18 protein-coding genes are annotated in these 16,158 nt (G+C 61.0%); 7 read left to right on the forward strand and 11 right to left on the reverse strand.

Going from position 1 to position 16,158, the window contains the following annotated elements:
* The first annotated feature begins 20 nt into the window (after positions 1-20).
* Entirely contained in the window at positions 21-938 is a 918-nt protein-coding gene (locus AC1DUP_RS15615) for a DUF1003 domain-containing protein (RefSeq protein WP_113302111.1), read from the forward strand.
* Positions 939-959: 21 nt separating this feature from the next.
* Here AC1DUP_RS15615 and AC1DUP_RS15620 read toward each other — a convergent pair whose 3' ends face one another.
* From AC1DUP_RS15620 to AC1DUP_RS15630, 3 genes are all read right to left on the reverse strand, one after another.
* A complete protein-coding gene (locus tag AC1DUP_RS15620) occupies positions 960-1,337 on the reverse strand; it encodes a hypothetical protein (protein WP_477833092.1) in 378 nt (125 codons plus the stop codon).
* Between the two features lie 211 nt (positions 1,338-1,548).
* A complete protein-coding gene (locus AC1DUP_RS15625) occupies positions 1,549-1,869 on the reverse strand; it encodes a DoxX family protein (RefSeq protein ID WP_477833093.1) in 321 nt (106 codons plus the stop codon).
* Position 1,870: 1 nt separating this feature from the next.
* A complete protein-coding gene (locus AC1DUP_RS15630) occupies positions 1,871-2,251 on the reverse strand; it encodes a DUF4267 domain-containing protein (protein ID WP_477833094.1) in 381 nt (126 codons plus the stop codon).
* 122 nt (positions 2,252-2,373) lie between these two features.
* Here AC1DUP_RS15630 and AC1DUP_RS15635 point away from each other — a divergent pair, with 122 nt between their 5' ends.
* Positions 2,374-2,976, forward strand: a complete 603-nt coding sequence (locus tag AC1DUP_RS15635) for a TetR/AcrR family transcriptional regulator (protein WP_477833095.1) — start codon at positions 2,374-2,376, stop codon at positions 2,974-2,976.
* Between the two features lie 30 nt (positions 2,977-3,006).
* Positions 3,007-3,531 (forward strand): phosphotransferase-like protein, encoded by a 525-nt coding sequence (locus tag AC1DUP_RS15640; protein WP_477833096.1) that lies wholly within the window; start codon positions 3,007-3,009, stop codon positions 3,529-3,531.
* A 46-nt stretch (positions 3,532-3,577) separates the two neighbouring features.
* Here the strand turns inward: AC1DUP_RS15640 and AC1DUP_RS15645 are convergent, their stop codons facing one another.
* Together AC1DUP_RS15645 and AC1DUP_RS15650 are read right to left on the reverse strand one after the other, a co-directional pair.
* The gene (locus AC1DUP_RS15645; RefSeq protein ID WP_477833097.1) at positions 3,578-5,176 is read right to left on the reverse strand and encodes a GMC oxidoreductase; all 1,599 of its coding nucleotides are present in this window, start codon (positions 5,174-5,176) and stop codon (positions 3,578-3,580) included.
* Between the two features lie 274 nt (positions 5,177-5,450).
* On the reverse strand, positions 5,451-6,221 hold the full coding sequence (locus AC1DUP_RS15650) for an alpha/beta hydrolase (protein ID WP_113510305.1): 771 nt from the start codon (positions 6,219-6,221) through the stop codon (positions 5,451-5,453).
* Between the two features lie 215 nt (positions 6,222-6,436).
* Between AC1DUP_RS15650 and AC1DUP_RS15655 the strand changes: the two genes are divergently transcribed.
* Entirely contained in the window at positions 6,437-7,438 is a 1,002-nt protein-coding gene (locus AC1DUP_RS15655; RefSeq protein WP_477833098.1) for a cupin domain-containing protein, read from the forward strand.
* On the opposite strand, the gene AC1DUP_RS15660 is transcribed toward AC1DUP_RS15655, so the two are convergent.
* Positions 7,425-7,910, reverse strand: coding sequence for a RidA family protein (locus AC1DUP_RS15660; protein WP_477833099.1), 486 nt, complete (start codon positions 7,908-7,910; stop codon positions 7,425-7,427). The genes AC1DUP_RS15655 and AC1DUP_RS15660 overlap by 14 nt on opposite strands.
* A gap of 551 nt (positions 7,911-8,461) precedes the next feature.
* Here AC1DUP_RS15660 and AC1DUP_RS15665 point away from each other — a divergent pair.
* Complete coding sequence (locus AC1DUP_RS15665) at positions 8,462-9,010, forward strand: isochorismatase family protein (protein ID WP_113309131.1); 549 nt, start codon at positions 8,462-8,464, stop codon at positions 9,008-9,010.
* A gap of 27 nt (positions 9,011-9,037) precedes the next feature.
* Here the strand turns inward: AC1DUP_RS15665 and AC1DUP_RS15670 are convergent, their stop codons facing one another.
* Positions 9,038-9,841, reverse strand: coding sequence for a phosphodiester glycosidase family protein (locus AC1DUP_RS15670; protein WP_477833100.1), 804 nt, complete (start codon positions 9,839-9,841; stop codon positions 9,038-9,040).
* A gap of 107 nt (positions 9,842-9,948) precedes the next feature.
* Positions 9,949-11,841, reverse strand: a complete 1,893-nt coding sequence (locus tag AC1DUP_RS15675) for a TPR end-of-group domain-containing protein (protein WP_477833101.1) — start codon at positions 11,839-11,841, stop codon at positions 9,949-9,951.
* Positions 11,842-12,682: 841 nt separating this feature from the next.
* On the opposite strand from AC1DUP_RS15675, the gene AC1DUP_RS15680 reads away from it, so the two are divergent.
* On the forward strand, positions 12,683-13,222 hold the full coding sequence (locus AC1DUP_RS15680) for a GrpB family protein (RefSeq protein ID WP_477833102.1): 540 nt from the start codon (positions 12,683-12,685) through the stop codon (positions 13,220-13,222).
* A gap of 14 nt (positions 13,223-13,236) precedes the next feature.
* Here the strand turns inward: AC1DUP_RS15680 and AC1DUP_RS15685 are convergent, their stop codons facing one another.
* Both AC1DUP_RS15685 and AC1DUP_RS15690 read right to left on the reverse strand, forming a co-directional pair.
* Positions 13,237-13,611, reverse strand: coding sequence for a hypothetical protein (locus AC1DUP_RS15685; RefSeq protein WP_477833103.1), 375 nt, complete (start codon positions 13,609-13,611; stop codon positions 13,237-13,239).
* Positions 13,612-13,805: 194 nt separating this feature from the next.
* A complete protein-coding gene (locus AC1DUP_RS15690) occupies positions 13,806-14,264 on the reverse strand; it encodes a hypothetical protein (RefSeq protein WP_115036454.1) in 459 nt (152 codons plus the stop codon).
* Positions 14,265-14,625: 361 nt separating this feature from the next.
* Here AC1DUP_RS15690 and AC1DUP_RS15695 point away from each other — a divergent pair, with 361 nt between their 5' ends.
* The gene (locus AC1DUP_RS15695) at positions 14,626-15,198 is read left to right on the forward strand and encodes a PH domain-containing protein (protein WP_115034738.1); all 573 of its coding nucleotides are present in this window, start codon (positions 14,626-14,628) and stop codon (positions 15,196-15,198) included.
* 35 nt (positions 15,199-15,233) lie between these two features.
* Here the strand turns inward: AC1DUP_RS15695 and AC1DUP_RS15700 are convergent, their stop codons facing one another.
* The gene (locus tag AC1DUP_RS15700; RefSeq protein WP_115034739.1) at positions 15,234-15,743 is read right to left on the reverse strand and encodes a GNAT family N-acetyltransferase; all 510 of its coding nucleotides are present in this window, start codon (positions 15,741-15,743) and stop codon (positions 15,234-15,236) included.
* Between the last annotated feature and the right edge of the window lie 415 nt (positions 15,744-16,158).

Here is a 16,158-nt window from a genome sequence, read left to right on the forward strand (position 1 = left end):
TCGGCAGCGAGGATCAGCAGATGGCAGAAGAGAAGCCCCTGGATTTAACGGGAGAAATCGTCGACTTCGATGCCGGGCACGGGGAGGCCGCCACCGTCGAGATGGACGACTATTCCAAGAGCCTGGCGCAGGCGAAGGCAAAGTCCGTCAAGCTGGTGGACGCGATCACCGGCCACACACTGAAGAAGAAGGACGCCTTCCATTTTGACGATTTGCGTCCCGCGCTCGCAGATTTCGTGCGGCAGAAACACCCCGGCATCCGCTCGGACGACTATATCAGCCGCAAGATGGTCGATGACTATCGCGGCCAGTACATTGCCGAATTGCTGCGCGACGAACGCGGCGAGCTCTCCAACCTCGAGGACGAGGTCGTCGAGAGCCTGAAGACGCATGACACGCTCGCCGAAAACATCGAAGAGGATTACGAGGAGCACCGTTCGCTCGGCGATCGTGTCGCCGATGTCGTCGCGACCTTCGGCGGAAGCTGGACCTTCATCATATCCTTCTGCTTCTTCCTCGCCGTCTGGATGGGGATCAACCTGTTGCTTGGCGAGAAGGCTGCCTTCGACGTCTATCCCTTCATCCTGCTGAACCTTATCCTTTCGACCATTGCCGCCCTGCAGGCGCCGATCATCATGATGAGCCAGCGCCGCCAGGAAGCAAAGGACCGGTTGCGGGCGCTCAACGACTACAAGGTCAATCTCAAGGCCGAGCTGGAAATCCGCCACCTGCATGAGAAGGTGGATCACCTGTTGAACCGGCAGTGGGAACGGCTGACCGAGATCCAGCAGATCCAGATCGAAATGATGCTGGAACAGGCCAAGGCCGCCAATCGGGCGCTGAAGTTGAGCAAGGCGCAGAAATCCAAGACCAACGCGCTCAAGAGCCTCTTCAGCACCAAGCCCGGGGCAGACGAGACCGACGAAAAGGGGGAATAGCCGATCCAACCGGTTCGGCGATCACCATGAATTGAGGCCGAGATCGCGCTTGCCGCTCATGACGCGCACGGAGTTCGGGCCGGTCTTGTTCCAGGTCTCGCAGATCTGCTTTCCGGCGTCTCGGCCGGCCTTCCAGGTTCGGCAAAACTTGTTGCCGGCAATGTGCCATTTGCCTTCGATCGGGATCACGTCGCCGTTTTCGAGCTTAACCTGACCCTTGGCGGTTCCGTCCTTCGATATCGACAGGCTGCCGCTATACCCTTCCTTCGGTCCGCCCAAGGTGAGTTCCTTGCCATTTGACAACAGGGCCGTCAGTTCCTTGCCTGTCATCGCGGTCGCGGCGATTGCGGGGAATGCGCCGAAAACAAGGATCACTGCGAAAGCTGCGATGCGTTTCATGTTCTTTCCTCCACCTTGATGTCGATGATCTTCGATTGCGTCTTTCCAACCTGCCGGGGAAATGATGCACTCCAGGTGTCGATAACAACAATTAGCCATTGCTGATTATGGTATGAAAGAACATCGATGCCCGGAAAATGTTCTAACAGATGTTGCGCTATCCTGAATTGTGCAACCTTGTGAATCCCGTCAGGGTATATGCTCACGGTGCTCAGGATGAGATCGTGGCAAGAGCAATCAGGGTCACGAAGACGCTCAGCGGCGGAAGATGCTGATAGTCGCGGTGGCGCAGAACGGTCAAAATCGCGGCTGCGATGACGACCGCCGCAAGCGCCAGGCCAAGAATGCGGCTGACGGGAAACGCGAGCAGGGCGGCGGTCGATATCTCGAGGGCGCCGGTCAGGATGCCCCACCAGCGCGGATAGCCCCATTTGACGAAATCGTCTCGCGTTCCCGCCGCGCCGATCGCGTTGACGATGCCCGCGCCGAGGAATGCTGCCCCAAGGAGCCAGAGGGAGAGAGTGTGGACCATCTCAGTGCGCCCCTGTCATCATCGGGATGGCGGCGAGCGCCATGATGGCTGCCGTCAGGCCGTGGATGCCGAAGGCGCTTTTCGCGGATCCTTTAGCGGCGAGAATAACCAGCATGTCGCCGACAGGGATGATCGCCGCGACCAGCAGGACGAGGCCGAGCTCACGCTCAGTACTCCACAGCATGAAGGCGAGCACGAGCAGACCCGCCGCGATGTCACGGACGCCCTTGAGGCGAAGCCACGGGACGGTGTTAGGGTCGTCTGCCGGATGCGGCAGGCCGAAGCTGCGCGTCATTGTCGTCGGGTTCGCGATATAACCGGTGCCGATCGCGATGATTGCGAGGGCCACGAGCAGTGCGATCCCATTCAGAAGCCAGTCCATCATGCCATCCTTCTAGCGAGTTAAGTTAATCTAGCGATGCTAGTTATTTATGCTAGCGTTGCTAGATTTTCAAGCCGTGATATGGTCCTGATGTTCACGTGTCCGTGCAGGGGAGGTCGGGAATGGGTATCGCAGAGCGAAAAAGCCGGGAACGCGCCGATCGCGAAGATCGTATCGTCGCGGCAGCGCGCGCCATCGCAGAGAGCGAGGGATGGGATGCCGTCACGATCCGCCGTCTGGCCAAGGAGATCGAATATAGCCAGCCAGTCCTCTATTCACATTTCGAGAACAGGGACGCGATCGTAGCGGCAGTCGCAGTCGAGGGCTTCAGGGAGCTCACGGCCGTTCTTCTGAGTGCCGCGGGCGGGGCGAGCAGCCAACGAGATGCCCTCATGGATGTTGCCGTGGCCTATTTTGCCTTCGCGCACAGCCGCCCGTCGCTCTATGAGGCCATGTTTATCCTCCCGACCCAATTGCGGTTCGCGCAAGCCGACACGCGAGCGGAACTTCGGGCCGGTTTCGAGGTGCTGGCGGCAGTGGTATCTCCGTTCTGCGCCGATGCGGAGATCGTGACCGAAACCTTCTGGGCAGCCCTTCACGGACTTGCCGAGCTCGAACGGTCGGGCCGCATTCGGCCCGGCATGCGTGACGAACGCATCGCGCTTGTCGTCCGGGCGATCGTGGATGCAGGAAGGAAACCGCCGAGCCGTGGTGCAAACTCTTGATTTTTGCCTTGAGTGTGAGAAGCCTAAACGATGCAGAACGGTCGCATCATCTTTTTGAACGGCACATCGAGTGCTGGAAAATCCACCTTGGCAAAAGCTTTGCGGACGGCTCTTCCGGAGCCCTTTTGCTACTATGCCTCGGATCAACTTGCCGATGCGGGTTTTCGGACGATAAAGCGTAGAAATCGGGATTTTGGCGCGCACGATGAACGAGCCAGGTTCTTCAATGGCTTCCATCGCTCGATCGTTGGTTTTGCCGAAGCTGGCAATGATCTGCTCGTCGAACACATCGTCGAGGAAGCAAGCTGGTGGCTGCAGTTGCGACAGCTCCTTGCGCACCTGGACACTTTCTGGGTTGGCGTGCATGCCCCGATCGAGGAGATCGAGCGACGCGAACGGGACCGCGGAAATCGCTCCATCGGGGAAGCGGCGTACCACCTCAAAACCCATGGCTACTGCGAGTATGATATCGAAGTGGACACCAGCGAGCCTCAGGATGCGGTTGTTTCCGCAATATTGGACGCGTGGCGCAGGCGGTCGGCCTCTGCCTCATAATATAGGTCATGAGCTGTCCGCGTCGTGTACCGCTCACCCCTTTCGCCTAGCCCCGCAATTCCCCCTTCAGATGATCCGCCAGTCGCAGTGCCAGCGCCACCGCCGGCAATGTCGGGTTGGCCTGTCCGGACACCGGAAAGACCGAGCTGCCGGCGACATAGAGGTTTTCGAGATCGTGGCAGCGGCAGTTGCCGTCGACCACGCTTGATCGGGGCGAGGCGCCCATTCTGGTGAGGCCGATCTGGTGGTAGCCGTCGAGCGCCTGGCGGCGGACGGCCTCTTCCAGGTCTTCCGGCGGGCAGAGCCATTCGAAGCTGCCGATGTCGCGGCCGCCGATCCATTCGGCGAGCACGTGATGGGTTTTGATGAGGGAGGTCAGGTCTTCGCTGGCGAAGGTGAAATCGATCGCCAGCCGCTTCAGGCCCGTCTCGTCCGTCTGGGCGCTCAGTCGCACGCGGTTGGAAGCGACCGGCCGCTGTTCGCCGTGATAGGCGAGCCAGTAGAGATGCTCGCCGTTTTTGACGAAGAAGTTCGGCTGGCGCTCGGATTTCAGCGCTGCCGTCGTCAGCTGCAGGGCGGCGTTGAAGCTCTGCACGGGGTTTGCGACGAGATCGGAAAGCGAGGCGGTATCGGATACCCGCGCCTTGAAGGACAGCCGGCGCATCTTGCGCCTGCCGGTGATCGCCCTCAACATGTTCAGCGCCGCACGTGCGCCCGCCGTCGCATAGACCTCTTCCAGCGGCGGGCTGCGCAGCCAGAAGACGCTGTTCAGAAGGTCATGTTCCTGCTGCAGCCTGACGCCGGGCATCAGCCGCGAGCGGAACCAGGCGCCGGTGCCGTTTCGCCGGAAGAACATCTTTTCCATGAAGCTGCGATCGGTGAAGCGGATGCGGGCGAGTTCGCCGGCCAGATGCCCCATGTAATAGCGCCCGAGTGGGCCATCGACACCGCCGAAAAGCCGCGGCGCGATTTCCTGCGCTGCCAGCAGCAGCCGGGCATTTTCGCGCCCGCCGCAGGCCAGCACGAAGACCGTCGCCCCGACGGAATGCAGCTTGCCGCGATGCCACACCATGAGCCGTTTCGTGCGGGCGCCTTCGCGATCGACATCGAGGCCGATCACCGTTGCCCGGGTGACGAGGTGCAGGTTCGGCAGGCTTTCGATCAGCGCCCCATGCGCTTTGGCCATATCGGGCTCGCGGGCCCAGCTCTCGATCGAGGGTTCGAAATCGCCGTCCATGTCAGGCATTTCGACGGCTGGCAGCTCGGCGCCCAGAAAGGCGCGGGCATCGTCATAATAGGCCCTGAAGGCGTCGTGCCCGATCGGCCAGCGCGCATCGCCGCGCGACGGCCTGCCATCGAAATCGCTGTCGTCGAACTCCACGCAGCGGCCGCCCCAGGCTTTCGAGGTGCCGCCGATCGCGCGGCGGATCGTCAGGCTCGCTTCGGCATGGTGGTCGGTGCTGATGGAGGCCGCCGCCGCCAGCCGGTTCGTCTTTGCCGAGATGTTCCTGCCGCCGGATTCCAGAAGCGCGACCGAAAGCCCGGATCGGGCAAGCGCGATGCCCAGCGCCAGGCCGACAGGCCCGGAACCGACGACGCACACGTCGACGCGCCCCGCAAGCAGGTTTTGAAGCGACGAAATCATTTCACCACCCCTCGGCTATGGTGGCGGGATCATAGCCGGATTTCACGAACGGGTATAATGTATTCTTGCGGGGACTCATCCTTTGGTTGTCGTGGGCTCTGCCTGGGGGCGGGCGCGCCCTTCCTGATGCGGTGCGGAGCCATCGGCTGCGCTGCACCGCATCACGTCGACCCGGCATTTGCGCCGAGAGTTGACCCATGTTCCAACCTTGCCCTGCGTGTTTTCAGCGGGGGGAAAGGTACTCCCGGCACGGTGGCACCGGGGAGCAGTATCGTCAGTTCGTGAGCGCGGCCTTTTCAATGACCGCGGCGACTTCCTCCGCATGGACGACGAGGGAGGCATGGCTGCCAGCCACCTCTGTGGTCTTGGCCTTGATCCTGGCCGCGAACAATTTCTGGGTCTCCGGCGCGATTACCCTGTCCTTCGTGCTGATCACATAGAACGTCGGCTTGTCGTGCCAGGCTGCGATATCGACCGGAGCCTCGTAGGCTGTGTGGTTCAGCGGAAGCTGCGAGTTTGCCAGGGATTCGGCGATCTTCAGCGGAAGGTCCGCCGCGACTGCCGTGGGAAACACCTTGGGATCGATATAGAGGTTGCCCTTGTCGTCGGGATGAATTGCATTGGTGCCTTCGGTTGTCGGGCCGTTCTTGGCCAGGGCCGCCAGAGATTCTCCAACATCAGGCGCGAAGGCGGAGACGTAGACGAGCGCGGAGACCTTGGCATCGTCACCGGCTTGCGTGATGACCACGCCGCCCCAGGAGTGGCCAACGAGGACGGTCTTGCCATCCTGCTTTGCCAGCGCCTGCCTGGTGGCATCGACATCCGCAGCGAGGGAGGTGAGGGGATTTTCGACCAGCGTTACGTTATAGCCCTTCTTCGTGAGGATATCGGCAACGGGCTTCCAGCTTGTCTGGTCGACGAAAGCGCCATGGACGAGCACGATGTTGTGCGCCGCCCCCTTGGGTAGATCAGCCGATCGGGCGGGTGCGGCAAACGCTGCCCCGGCGAAGAGAACGGTGGCGGCTAAGAGTAGTTTAATTCGCATTGCTTGCTCCTGTTGGGATGCCGACAACCCCGACCCCAAGGAAAGGGCAGGCGCTTGGATAAAGTCGCGCTTCGTGTTGCGGCAGTTTGCCAGATTGCTTGCTGGGTGACCCTGTTGGCTCACCTCGACACGAAATAATACGAAGGGTTCTCGGACGTTAGGCCCCGATCGTCCGGATATTGTGTCCGACCGTGCGGCGGACTACCATCAGGGGCATGGACATGCTCGCCGAAGTGCTCGATCGCGTTCGCCTTAGCGGAACCCTGCTCTTTCACTTCGAGCTCGGTCATCCCTGGAACCTGGCCTTGCCGGAGCGCCCCTACGCGCTGTTCCATTATCTCAGTCGTGGCTCAGCCACCCTCGCGCTCGAACACGGGGAAGAGCTCTGCATGGAGGAGGGCGATCTTGTCGTCATCACACGCGGCGAACCCCATTTGATTTACTCGGATAGCCGGACGAAGCCGCTCCCGATTATCGACCTCGATCGATCCGCACGTCTTGGCGTCGTGCGCCATGGAGGGAGCGCGCAGCCGCTCTCGACGATGATCTGTGGCAATTTCATTCTATCGTGGCCCTCGCGCGGTAGCTTGATGGAACTGCTTCCGCCCGTACTCCTCCTGAAGCCGACGATGGACGGTGATTGGCTCGAGGCTATCCTGCGACGCATGGTGAGCGAGTCGGCGCTTGAACGTCCCGGCCAACGCGTCGCGCTCTCGCGAATGACAGAGGTGCTCTTCGTCGAGGTGTTGCGAAGCTGGATCAAATCTCTCGGGCCAGGAGAAGGGGGATGGCTTGGGGCGATGGCGGACCCGTATATTGGACGGGCGCTCGAGTTGATCCACGACCGACCGGATCTGCCCTGGACACTTCGCGACCTCGCACACCGCGTGGGGCTCGGCCGCTCGGTGTTTTCTGCTCGCTTCACCAGGCTCGTCGGCCAGTCCATGCAGCGCTATCTGATCGCGCGCCGGATGTCGGAGGCTGCGTTTCTACTGGAATCAAGCGATGAGGGGATTGCCCGGATCGCAAGCCGCGTCGGCTACGAAACCGCCGCGGCGTTCTCGAAGTTGTTCCATCGGCACCACGGCCTGTCACCCGGCCGTTATCGAGCAACCCGGCGCGCTGACGGCCGCCCAAGGCCAGGGGAATTTCCTGATCAGAAGCCGCTGACTGATCTTGACCAGGCTGACGTCCAGGCCGTCGCTAAGGCCGTATAAGAACCTCAGCTTCAATCTCGACGGGAAGATCAAACGGCAGGCCTGCCACGCCTATCGCGGAGCGGGCGTGGGATCCGCGTTCGCTGCCGTAAACCTCTGCGATAAGGTCGCTGAAGCCATTGATAACGAGTGGATACGAGTTGAAGGAGGAATCTGTATTCACCATGCCAAAGACGCGAAGCCAGCTGTCCACCCGGTCCAGATCACCCAACGCAACTTTCAGGCTGGCTAACATTGCCAGCGCGGTCAGGCGAGCGGCATGGTAGCCTTCTTCCAACGACAGATCTTTCCCCACCTTTCCGAGCGGTCGGGCTATCGACCCGTCTGAATTGAGCGGCCCGTGTCCGGAAATATAAGCCTTTGACCCTGAAATGCGGACCCAGGGGAAGGAAAGTTTCACCTCAGGCGGAAGCAGGATCGGCGCCGGAAGTTCTAGTCCAAACCGTTGTAGCTGGCTTTCGATATGCGACATTGGTGATTGACTCCTGTCATTGTTTTGTAAGTTCCAACGAGACGCGGTCAGTGGCGCCGCATCCGCTGATGCTAGGCAAGTCAGATGCTGTCGCCCGACAGCAGCAGCGCACTCGGCTGCCCCTAGTCGAGGAAATACAGGGTCCCCGAAGACGATCGCGCCCTCTGGAAACTGGAGGTCCTCCACAGTTGTTTGCGTCGTGAATTCGTACACTCGAGGTCCCATCCGACCCTGCCCAAAATGCCGCCGCAACGAAAAGAGGTTTGGTGACCCGCTGGTCGGTGGCATATCTCATGTACATGGCGACTTCCCTTGGCGGATTTCATGGCCGGACCAGCGCGGACATTGACGAACCAGTCAACGCCCGCAGTTCGCGCAACCATCCAGCCCATGCAATGCGGGCAGAAATGATGCTGCTGGCGCAGAAGTGATGCTACTGGCGCAGAAGTGATGACCCGTCGGGCCTGTTGCCCTGTTTTGCAAGCGACTTGGCCAGCGGCAAATGCTAGGATTTGCCAAGAGCCCTTCAAGCGCGGAGAAGAACCCGGACCATGACGACTGCACTCCTCATCATCGATATGCAGATGGTCATGCAGGAGCGGCTCGATGCCGGGCGCGGGCGTGTGAATGGCGAGGCAGCAGAGAAGATCGCAGCCCTTGCCGCCGCCTTTCGCGCCGCCCGCAAGCCCGTCATCCATATCCGCCATCGCGATGCCGACGAGAACTCGCCGCTGAATGAAAATGCGCCGGGATACCGGCCTATGTCCTGCGCGGAAGCGCGGGAGAACGAACCGGTCTTCATCAAATCCACGTCGTCGGCCTTTGCCTCCACCGAGCTGGAAGGTTATCTGCGCGAAGTCGGCATAACGGATCTGGTGGTGACAGGCGCGGTCGCCGGCTTCTGCGTCAATACCACCGTGCGCGCCGGCAGCGACCTTGGCTTCAAGATGAGCGTCGTCAGCGACGCCGTGCTCGGCTTCGACCTGCCATCCGCCGATCTGTCGGCCCGCACCATCTTCGACGTGACGATGGCACATCTGGAATCCGATTTCGCCGAGATCGTCGACACGCGGCAGTTGATGGCCATGCAGCCTGCCTGACGGCGATGCGCATGCCGGGTCGCGAGACTAGTCCTCTTTCTCCCCCACCAGCCCGAGGATCGGCCCGTAGCCGCCATGCCAGGACGTGTCGTTGCGGCCAAGGACCGGATTGTAAAGCCCGGTGCCGCGACCGCCATCGAGGAAGAGCGCATCGGGGCATTTGAGGTCGTCGCGGAAGAGCCGGGCGAAATCATGGAAATTCACCCTGTCCTCGCTGATGACGAAGCGCAGCGTGCCATCTGCGCAGATGCCCACGCCATTGCGGCGCGTACGGTCGGTCGAGCCTGGTATGAAGATCGGGTTGATCCCGTTGTCGATGACCAGCATCGGGCCGGATTGGGTGGCGAGCCGCACCTTGCGCTTCTGCTTCAGGAAGTCCTCGGTGGGCAGGATATGCGGGCCGGTCTCATCTAGATAGAAGATGCCGTTCGGCTTCTTGTAGAAGTTCGGCACCGGGCCGGATGTTTTCGGCGGCGCATCGCTGTTGGCCGGCACCAGCGCCATGCCATCCTCGACATAAAGCCCCATCGGCGAAAAATCCTCGCGGTACATGCCGGCATTCATGGCAAAGACGAGCCGATGTCCCTGGCTGGTGACGGCGTCGGCGACACCTGAAAAGCTGCGATAGGGCTTGCCCGCGGCATCCTTCCAGAACAGGCGAAGATCGGCCTTTGCCGGATCGACGCCGCAGACGATATAGGCGGTGCCTTCGAAGGTCTCGCGCGTACAGGGCTGATCAGGAGTGGATGACCCGGCCGCATCCGGGGCCTGTGCTCCAGCGGTGAGGGTGCCGGCAAGAAACAGGATGAAGGCGAACATGGCGCGAGGCATGGAATCTCCTGATGGCGTCATTGCTGGTGACTTGTAGCCATGAGGGCGCAAGAAGGCGAGGGCGAGGATCAGATTGACGTTTTGCGGCAGCTCTGACTGCTTGGATATCAAGCCTTCCCTGCCGCGAGCTGAGCGTCCAGCCGGTCGGCGAGAGCCTGGTAGTGCGGGTGGTTTCGCAGGGGGTCCAGGTCGCTGTCCGTTTTCATCCAGGCTGTGACCGACGCAAGATAGGTCGGCGATCCCGACGCCTGCCGTTCAAGGCAGGCGATGGCCTCCAGGGGCATGCCGAGCTTCGCGTAGCAGCAAGCGAGATTATAGAGCACCCTGAGATCGTCACCGGCGATTGCGGCGGCGCGGGATGCCCAGGACGCTCCACGCTCCATCTCGCCCAGATCCGCCAGCAGACAGCCGCCGTAGCACAGAAGGATCGGCTCGTCGGGATGTGCGGCGATCTCTCCTTCCATCAGCCGGAGGCATTCCTGCGCGGACTGTATCGCCTCCTGATGGTGTCCAAGGGAGACATGGACCGCTCGCAACTGGTCCCAGGCGCGGTAGTCATCCGGCTTCAGGGCGATGGTGCGCTCGTACAGGCCGCGCGCCCTTTCGAACTGGCCCTGCGCGTGGCAATTGCGCGCATAGAAGAAGTTTGCCTCGTAGGAGGTCGGATCTCGTTCCAGAGCGCGCTCGAATTCGGTTTCCGCCTCGGCGCGCAGGCCCTTGGTAAACATTGCGATGCCCCGCGATGCATGGGCGTCGGCGAGATCGGGATCGAGCCGCAGGGCCCGGTCGGCATTGTCTATGACGTTGTCGTATGTCGCAGTCGGATCGTTGGCGAGCAGGAGATAGGAATCGCAGTCGGCCAATCCGGCATAGGCCCGCGCATAGAGCGGATCGATGTCGATGGCCTTCGCGAACAGAGACCGGGCTGCCTGTATGTTCTTCCATTCGTGTCCGCGGTTGAAGAATGATCGTCCCATCAGATAAATTTGATAGGCCTGCGGATCGTCGGTTCCCCGCCTGGTGATGATCTCGAGCTCCCTTGCGAGAATCCGCACCTTGAGCGCGTCAACAATGTGTTTGGAGATCTCGTCCTGCAGCGCGAAGATATCCTCAAGGTCGCGGTCGTACCGCTCCGCCCATACGTGCCGACCATCCGTTCCATTGATGAGCTGGGCGGCAATGCGCACTCTGGTTTCGGCCTTGCGCACGCTGCCTTCCAGCACGTAGCGCACGCCGAGTTCGCGGCCCACCTGCTTCACGTCCACGGAGCGGCCTTTGTAGATGAAGCTCGAATTGCGGGCGACGACGCTGAGCGCTGACACTTTCGCAAGATCGGTGATGATGTCTTCGGTGATGCCGTCACTGAAATATTCCTGCTCCGGATCCCCGCTCATGTTGGTGAACGGCAGCACCGCGATCGACGCCACTTCGCGCTCAGTGGCGGTCGCCACCGCTTCGGGCCGCGTCGGCGATGAATCCTGCCGGTGCCTGAAGCGCGCCATATGGACTTGCACCGGCCGCTCGAGGTTCTTCACGGAATGCTGGCCGAAATCCTCGAAGTCGATCCCCAGCGTGCTGTCGATGTGCTCGCGCACGATGCCGGCGATCGCGACTGCGCCGGGATCGGCAAGAGATTGCAGGCGCGCCGCGACATTGACCCCATCACCATGAATGTCCTCGCCATCGACGATGATGTAGCCGAGATTGATCCCGATGCGATAGACGAGACGACGGTCCTGGGCCTCCCGGGGTTCGGCCCCGGCCATCCTGCGCTGAACCTCGGTTGCGCATCTTACGGCATCGACGGCGCTGGCGAACTCCACCAGCATCCCATCGCCCATCAGCTTGACGATCCGTCCGTTGTGAGTGGCAATGCAGGGGTCGACCAGGTCATGCTGCAGCGCCTTGAGGCGGCTCAGCGTGCTGATATCATCGATCTCCATCAAACGTGAGTAGCCGACGATGTCAGCCGAGAGGATAGCCGACAACCTGCGTTGCATTGGAAGCCCCCAAATCCTGTTGACCGCTCGCTGTGACCGCAATGCTTGATCGTAGCGCTTAGAATCCGGCGCAATCATGTCGGGAAAACAGACGCCGCAGGTGAGCCGTCGGGCGCCCGCTTTGGGCGCAATCGGGGCTTCCTGCCGGGCGAGCCCGCGAAGTTGCCGGCCCTGATCGGTCTGCTGCCGTGGCTGAGGACAGGGAAATGACGGGTGAGGGCTTGCCGTGTGACACCCCCCTCTGTCCTGCCGGACATCTCCCCCACAAGGGTGGAGATCGGCAAATGGCTTGACCTTCGCACATCACTGACGGTCTACCGTGCCGGACGCCCATTGTTTGGGGAAACCAGTGCCCCCGGCCGATCTCCCTCCTTGTGGGGGAGATGCCCGGCAGGGCAGAGGGGGGTGCCACACGGCGCATGCTTCATCACCTTCACCCAATGAGTATCCCTCGAGCTGCCGCAAGGACAAGGAAATGACGGTTGCGGCGGAACGGCGCCACCGCCGAGGCTCACGTTACGGAAGCCTCCTTGAATCCCCTGACTTTTCCCGAAAATCTTCTCAATCCCGTCAAATATCACCCGATTGGGGGTGGCGGTTATCAGGCTAACGACTAGGGTGAGGTCGGCCCTGTGGAGCTGGGCCAAATTGACGCAACTTCGAGGCCGTCTCTCCCGACGAGCCTCTTTTTTTGCGCGCCACCCCGGCCGCCGTCTGAATGCCGATGCCGGCGGCGCACCCGTCATTGCGCAAAAGCCGAAATCGCCTATCCTGCGCCTCTCAGTTCGGGCTGGAAGCCCCGAGCCGGATATCCGCTTCCGCAACAGGCGAGACATCAGCCATGACGATCGAGATTGTCGATTGGTCGCCGTTCTCTGCTGAAAAATTCCGGTCGAAAGCTTCCGATATCCGCCGGGCGCTCGGAGACGCTGCGCTGCGGATCGATCATATCGGCTCCACCGCCATAGAAGGCATGGCCGCCAAGCCCATCATCGACATGCAGATTTCGGTCGCCGGTTTCGAGCCCTTCGAGCGACTGCTCACGCCGCTCAATGCAATCGGCTATGTCTGGCGGCAGGATAATCCGGATCTCGCCAAACGCTATTTCCGCGAAAGTCCCGGTCAGGAGCGTACGCATATCCATATCAGGCGCTCCGGCAGCTGGCATGAGCAATGGGCGCTGCTTTTTCGCGATTACATGCGCGCTCACGCGGCGGAACATCCGGCCTATATCGCGCTCAAGCTCACGCTTGCCGCTGCCCATGGCGACGATCGGCAGGCCTATACGCTGGGGAAGGCCGATTATCTCTGGGCGGTGATACGCCGGGCGGACCGCTGGGCGGCCGAGACCGGCTGGACGCCGCCGCAGCCGGATGCATAGGGAAGCGCAGGAGGTTACCGGGCGTGAACGCCCAGCAGTTCGAACTCGTCGATCAGGCCGACAACCTTCTCGCCATCGAATGTCTCAGCGCCGATGATGCTTTTCCCGTCATATTTCTCGGCCTGCAGGATGATGACGTATTTATCATCCTGCCGGAAATAGCCGTATTGCGGGATTTCGATATTGATCGGCTTTCCATAGCTGAGGTCATCCTGTCCGGCAGCAAAGATCGCGGTTCCGTTGTCGACATCTTCGGGTGCTGCGCCCCGGCCGATCAGAAAGCCCGAGCTCGGCAAGGTCGGCCACTTGGCGGCGCCGCTGAAAAGCAGGGCGGCGCAAAGCGCGATGGCGAGCGCCCTGATGGTCTTGAACTCAGTTGCCTTTGCCATGGTCCACTCCTGCCATGCGGGGAAGGGGCGAGGGGTGCTTCATCCTATGAATCCTCCCTGCAGCCGGAAGTTCCCAAAAACCGTCAACCGAAGACAAGGGCAAGCCAGGAGAGCCGCACTGCACAATTTTATTCGCGATGGCGCATATAGGGCACAGGGGGTCCGGTAGCCGGATACCGGCGAGAGCCGAGGGCTCACTCTTCCTTCTGGTTTGGGGCCTTGATGTACTCACAGATCGAAGTGAAATAGACGGTCTGCCCGCCATGTTCGATCTTCGACAGACCAAATTCCCAGACGGCGAATTTATCGGATTCGTAATAGACGGCGGCGCCCAGGAAAGCGTCGAGCCGGCCGCAATCGCCCATGCCGGTGCCGGTATAGATAGGCAGGGTCTTGTCTTTGAGCTTGCCCTTCAGGACCTTGTCGACCTCGAAATCGCCGCGCGTCATCCGGGGTGGCGGCTCATCGCCCTGCGAAACCGGCATCGGGACGCCGTAGGTCACGAGCTTCATGCGGCCTTTCACCACGAGGTCGGCGCTGGAAAATTTCTCCTTTTCGGACCTTTCCTTGCAGCTGCAGGCGGCGGCCTGCGAGGCTGTGAGCCCCAGGAAAAGCGATGCAAGAATTGCGGCTGCGACATGACATGACTTCATCGAAATCCCCATTTGAAAGACAGCACCATCCACCCCGGCCGCTTCTAGGCATGATTGCAGAAAGTGGCGGGTCGATGGCAGAACAGGCCGTCGCCTGATCCTTCTGAAGACGTTGTGGAGCAGGGCTATCCCTAGCGGCAACAACCGCTTGTCCTGCTTCGCTGCGGCGAATTTCCGGATGTTCGGGCGGACACTATTCTTCAATTCAGAATTGACTCTATGCCAGAGTCGGATAACCAATAGCGACACGCAAGAGGGATGTCGCGAATGGATTTGTTGCCACTCCGGACCTCTGCTGAAGCGGGCTTTTAAGGAAGCGCGAAATTGAAGCTCTCGGCCGCTAGGAGCAGGGCACAGGCAAATGGCTTCCAGATTTTGGGATGCAGATGGCGCGCTCAGGAAAGAGCTTCGCCCAGGGGAGATCATCCTTTGGAAAGGGCGGCCCAATATGCGGGCAACTGCAGCCATCGAGCAGGGGCAATTCTGGGTGGGACTATTGACTGCCGGCGTCGGCACGGGATTTTTATTCCCCTCTCTCAATGATTACATGCTGTCGGATGCACCCAAGGGTCCTATGGGTGTGTTTTTCGGCCTCTTGTTCTTCGGATTTGGTCTTCTGAGCGTTCTACATGGAATTCGGGCGGTACTGGTGACGCGTCGCACGGTTTATGCGGTCACTGACCACAGGCTGTTGATCGTCAAAGACCTCAGGCGCAAACAGGTGACGACGATCGCTCCCTCGGCCATCAATGCCGTGGAGCTCACGCAGGGAGCTGATGGTGCCGGATCGATCACGTTCCGCCGGGAAACTGTCGATGACGACAAGGTCGTAAAGCTGGCATTTCTGGGTGTGCACAACGTCGGTGAGGCCGCTGCGGAGATCGAGAAGCTGCGGCTTGGGGCGGCTGCGGCGAGGCGAACCTCCGCATCATAGCGGACAACCAGTGAAACTGCCTGTCTGCGGCCCCTTTAGCCGGCCTCATCCGCTTCGCGCGTCATCTCGACCATCGTCGGGCGGAATCCCATGGCGGCGAACAGGCTGCGGGCGATGTCGTTGCGGTAGGCGGTGGAGAGCACGAAGCGTTCGGCGCCGAGGGATTGCAGTCCGGCCATCGCCGCTTCCAGGAGCATTTTGCCGACGCCTTCGCGGCGGCGCGCCGGATCGACGAAGAGATCGTGGATGACGCCTGCCGGCCCGCGAAGGGACATATAGTCGAAGCCTTCCGAGACCGCATAGGCATAGCCGAGCAGCGCGCCGTCCTCTTCGGCGACGATCACGATCACCTCCGGTCGCGCGAGCTGGCTTTCGAGGAACTGCCCGTATCGCGCCGGCGTGCTTTTTGCCGCCTCGATGAAGCGCCTGGCGTCCAGTTCGTGATGCAGCGCGACGAGCAGGGCGCCGAAGCCGCCGAGAATTTCCATGTCGCCCGATGTGGCAGGGCGGATCTTTACTGCATGTTCAACCGGCTTCGTCGCCATATGTGGTTCCAGTGGGCTTTCGATTCGCCTCGATCGAAAGCGCCGTATCGATACCGGCGCCTCGGGGGCTGGGATTCCTATTACATCCAGGCAGGCCCCAAGGCCATATCCTCAGCGGGTGATGAAGTCTGCGGGCTGAGCACGCAGTTTATCCGGATATGAGCGGCCGGTTTCCGCGACTTGCGAATCTGCCTCCCTTTGGGGGAGTTGTCGGGCAGGACAGAGGGCGTGAGCCACCACACAGCGGCGCGGCTTTCAGCCTTTCAGCGAGGCTACCGGCAGCCGCCCGCGCAAATGGTATTCTGACGCCAAATCAGCCGTTTACGGGCGGAACTTGTCGGCGATTTTAAGCCTTTCCGTTGATTTCTGTTGCCAAATTTAAAATTGACCGTATATTACGCAAATCGACCATTGC

The sequence above is a fragment of the Rhizobium sp. 01L419 genome, from assembly GCF_056400025.1.

Excerpts from the sequence above, each read along its gene's own strand:
- AC1DUP_RS15650 (WP_113510305.1), bottom strand. The coding sequence starts at position 6,221 with ATGCGAATTAAACTACTCTTAGCCGCCACCGTTCTCTTCGCCGGGGCA.
- AC1DUP_RS15685 (WP_477833103.1), bottom strand. The coding sequence starts at position 13,611 with ATGGCAAAGGCAACTGAGTTCAAGACCATCAGGGCGCTCGCCATCGCG.
- AC1DUP_RS15695 (WP_115034738.1), top strand. The coding sequence starts at position 14,626 with ATGGCTTCCAGATTTTGGGATGCAGATGGCGCGCTCAGGAAAGAGCTT.
- AC1DUP_RS15635 (WP_477833095.1), top strand. The coding sequence starts at position 2,374 with ATGGGTATCGCAGAGCGAAAAAGCCGGGAACGCGCCGATCGCGAAGAT.
- AC1DUP_RS15620 (WP_477833092.1), bottom strand. The coding sequence starts at position 1,337 with ATGAAACGCATCGCAGCTTTCGCAGTGATCCTTGTTTTCGGCGCATTC.
- AC1DUP_RS15700 (WP_115034739.1), bottom strand. The coding sequence starts at position 15,743 with ATGGCGACGAAGCCGGTTGAACATGCAGTAAAGATCCGCCCTGCCACA.
- AC1DUP_RS15660 (WP_477833099.1), bottom strand. The coding sequence starts at position 7,910 with ATGTCGCATATCGAAAGCCAGCTACAACGGTTTGGACTAGAACTTCCG.
- AC1DUP_RS15655 (WP_477833098.1), top strand. The coding sequence starts at position 6,437 with ATGGACATGCTCGCCGAAGTGCTCGATCGCGTTCGCCTTAGCGGAACC.
- AC1DUP_RS15670 (WP_477833100.1), bottom strand. The coding sequence starts at position 9,841 with ATGCCTCGCGCCATGTTCGCCTTCATCCTGTTTCTTGCCGGCACCCTC.
- AC1DUP_RS15625 (WP_477833093.1), bottom strand. The coding sequence starts at position 1,869 with ATGGTCCACACTCTCTCCCTCTGGCTCCTTGGGGCAGCATTCCTCGGC.
- AC1DUP_RS15680 (WP_477833102.1), top strand. The coding sequence starts at position 12,683 with ATGACGATCGAGATTGTCGATTGGTCGCCGTTCTCTGCTGAAAAATTC.
- AC1DUP_RS15615 (WP_113302111.1), top strand. The coding sequence starts at position 21 with ATGGCAGAAGAGAAGCCCCTGGATTTAACGGGAGAAATCGTCGACTTC.
- AC1DUP_RS15640 (WP_477833096.1), top strand. The coding sequence starts at position 3,007 with ATGCAGAACGGTCGCATCATCTTTTTGAACGGCACATCGAGTGCTGGA.
- AC1DUP_RS15665 (WP_113309131.1), top strand. The coding sequence starts at position 8,462 with ATGACGACTGCACTCCTCATCATCGATATGCAGATGGTCATGCAGGAG.
- AC1DUP_RS15675 (WP_477833101.1), bottom strand. The coding sequence starts at position 11,841 with ATGCAACGCAGGTTGTCGGCTATCCTCTCGGCTGACATCGTCGGCTAC.
- AC1DUP_RS15690 (WP_115036454.1), bottom strand. The coding sequence starts at position 14,264 with ATGAAGTCATGTCATGTCGCAGCCGCAATTCTTGCATCGCTTTTCCTG.
- AC1DUP_RS15645 (WP_477833097.1), bottom strand. The coding sequence starts at position 5,176 with ATGATTTCGTCGCTTCAAAACCTGCTTGCGGGGCGCGTCGACGTGTGC.
- AC1DUP_RS15630 (WP_477833094.1), bottom strand. The coding sequence starts at position 2,251 with ATGGACTGGCTTCTGAATGGGATCGCACTGCTCGTGGCCCTCGCAATC.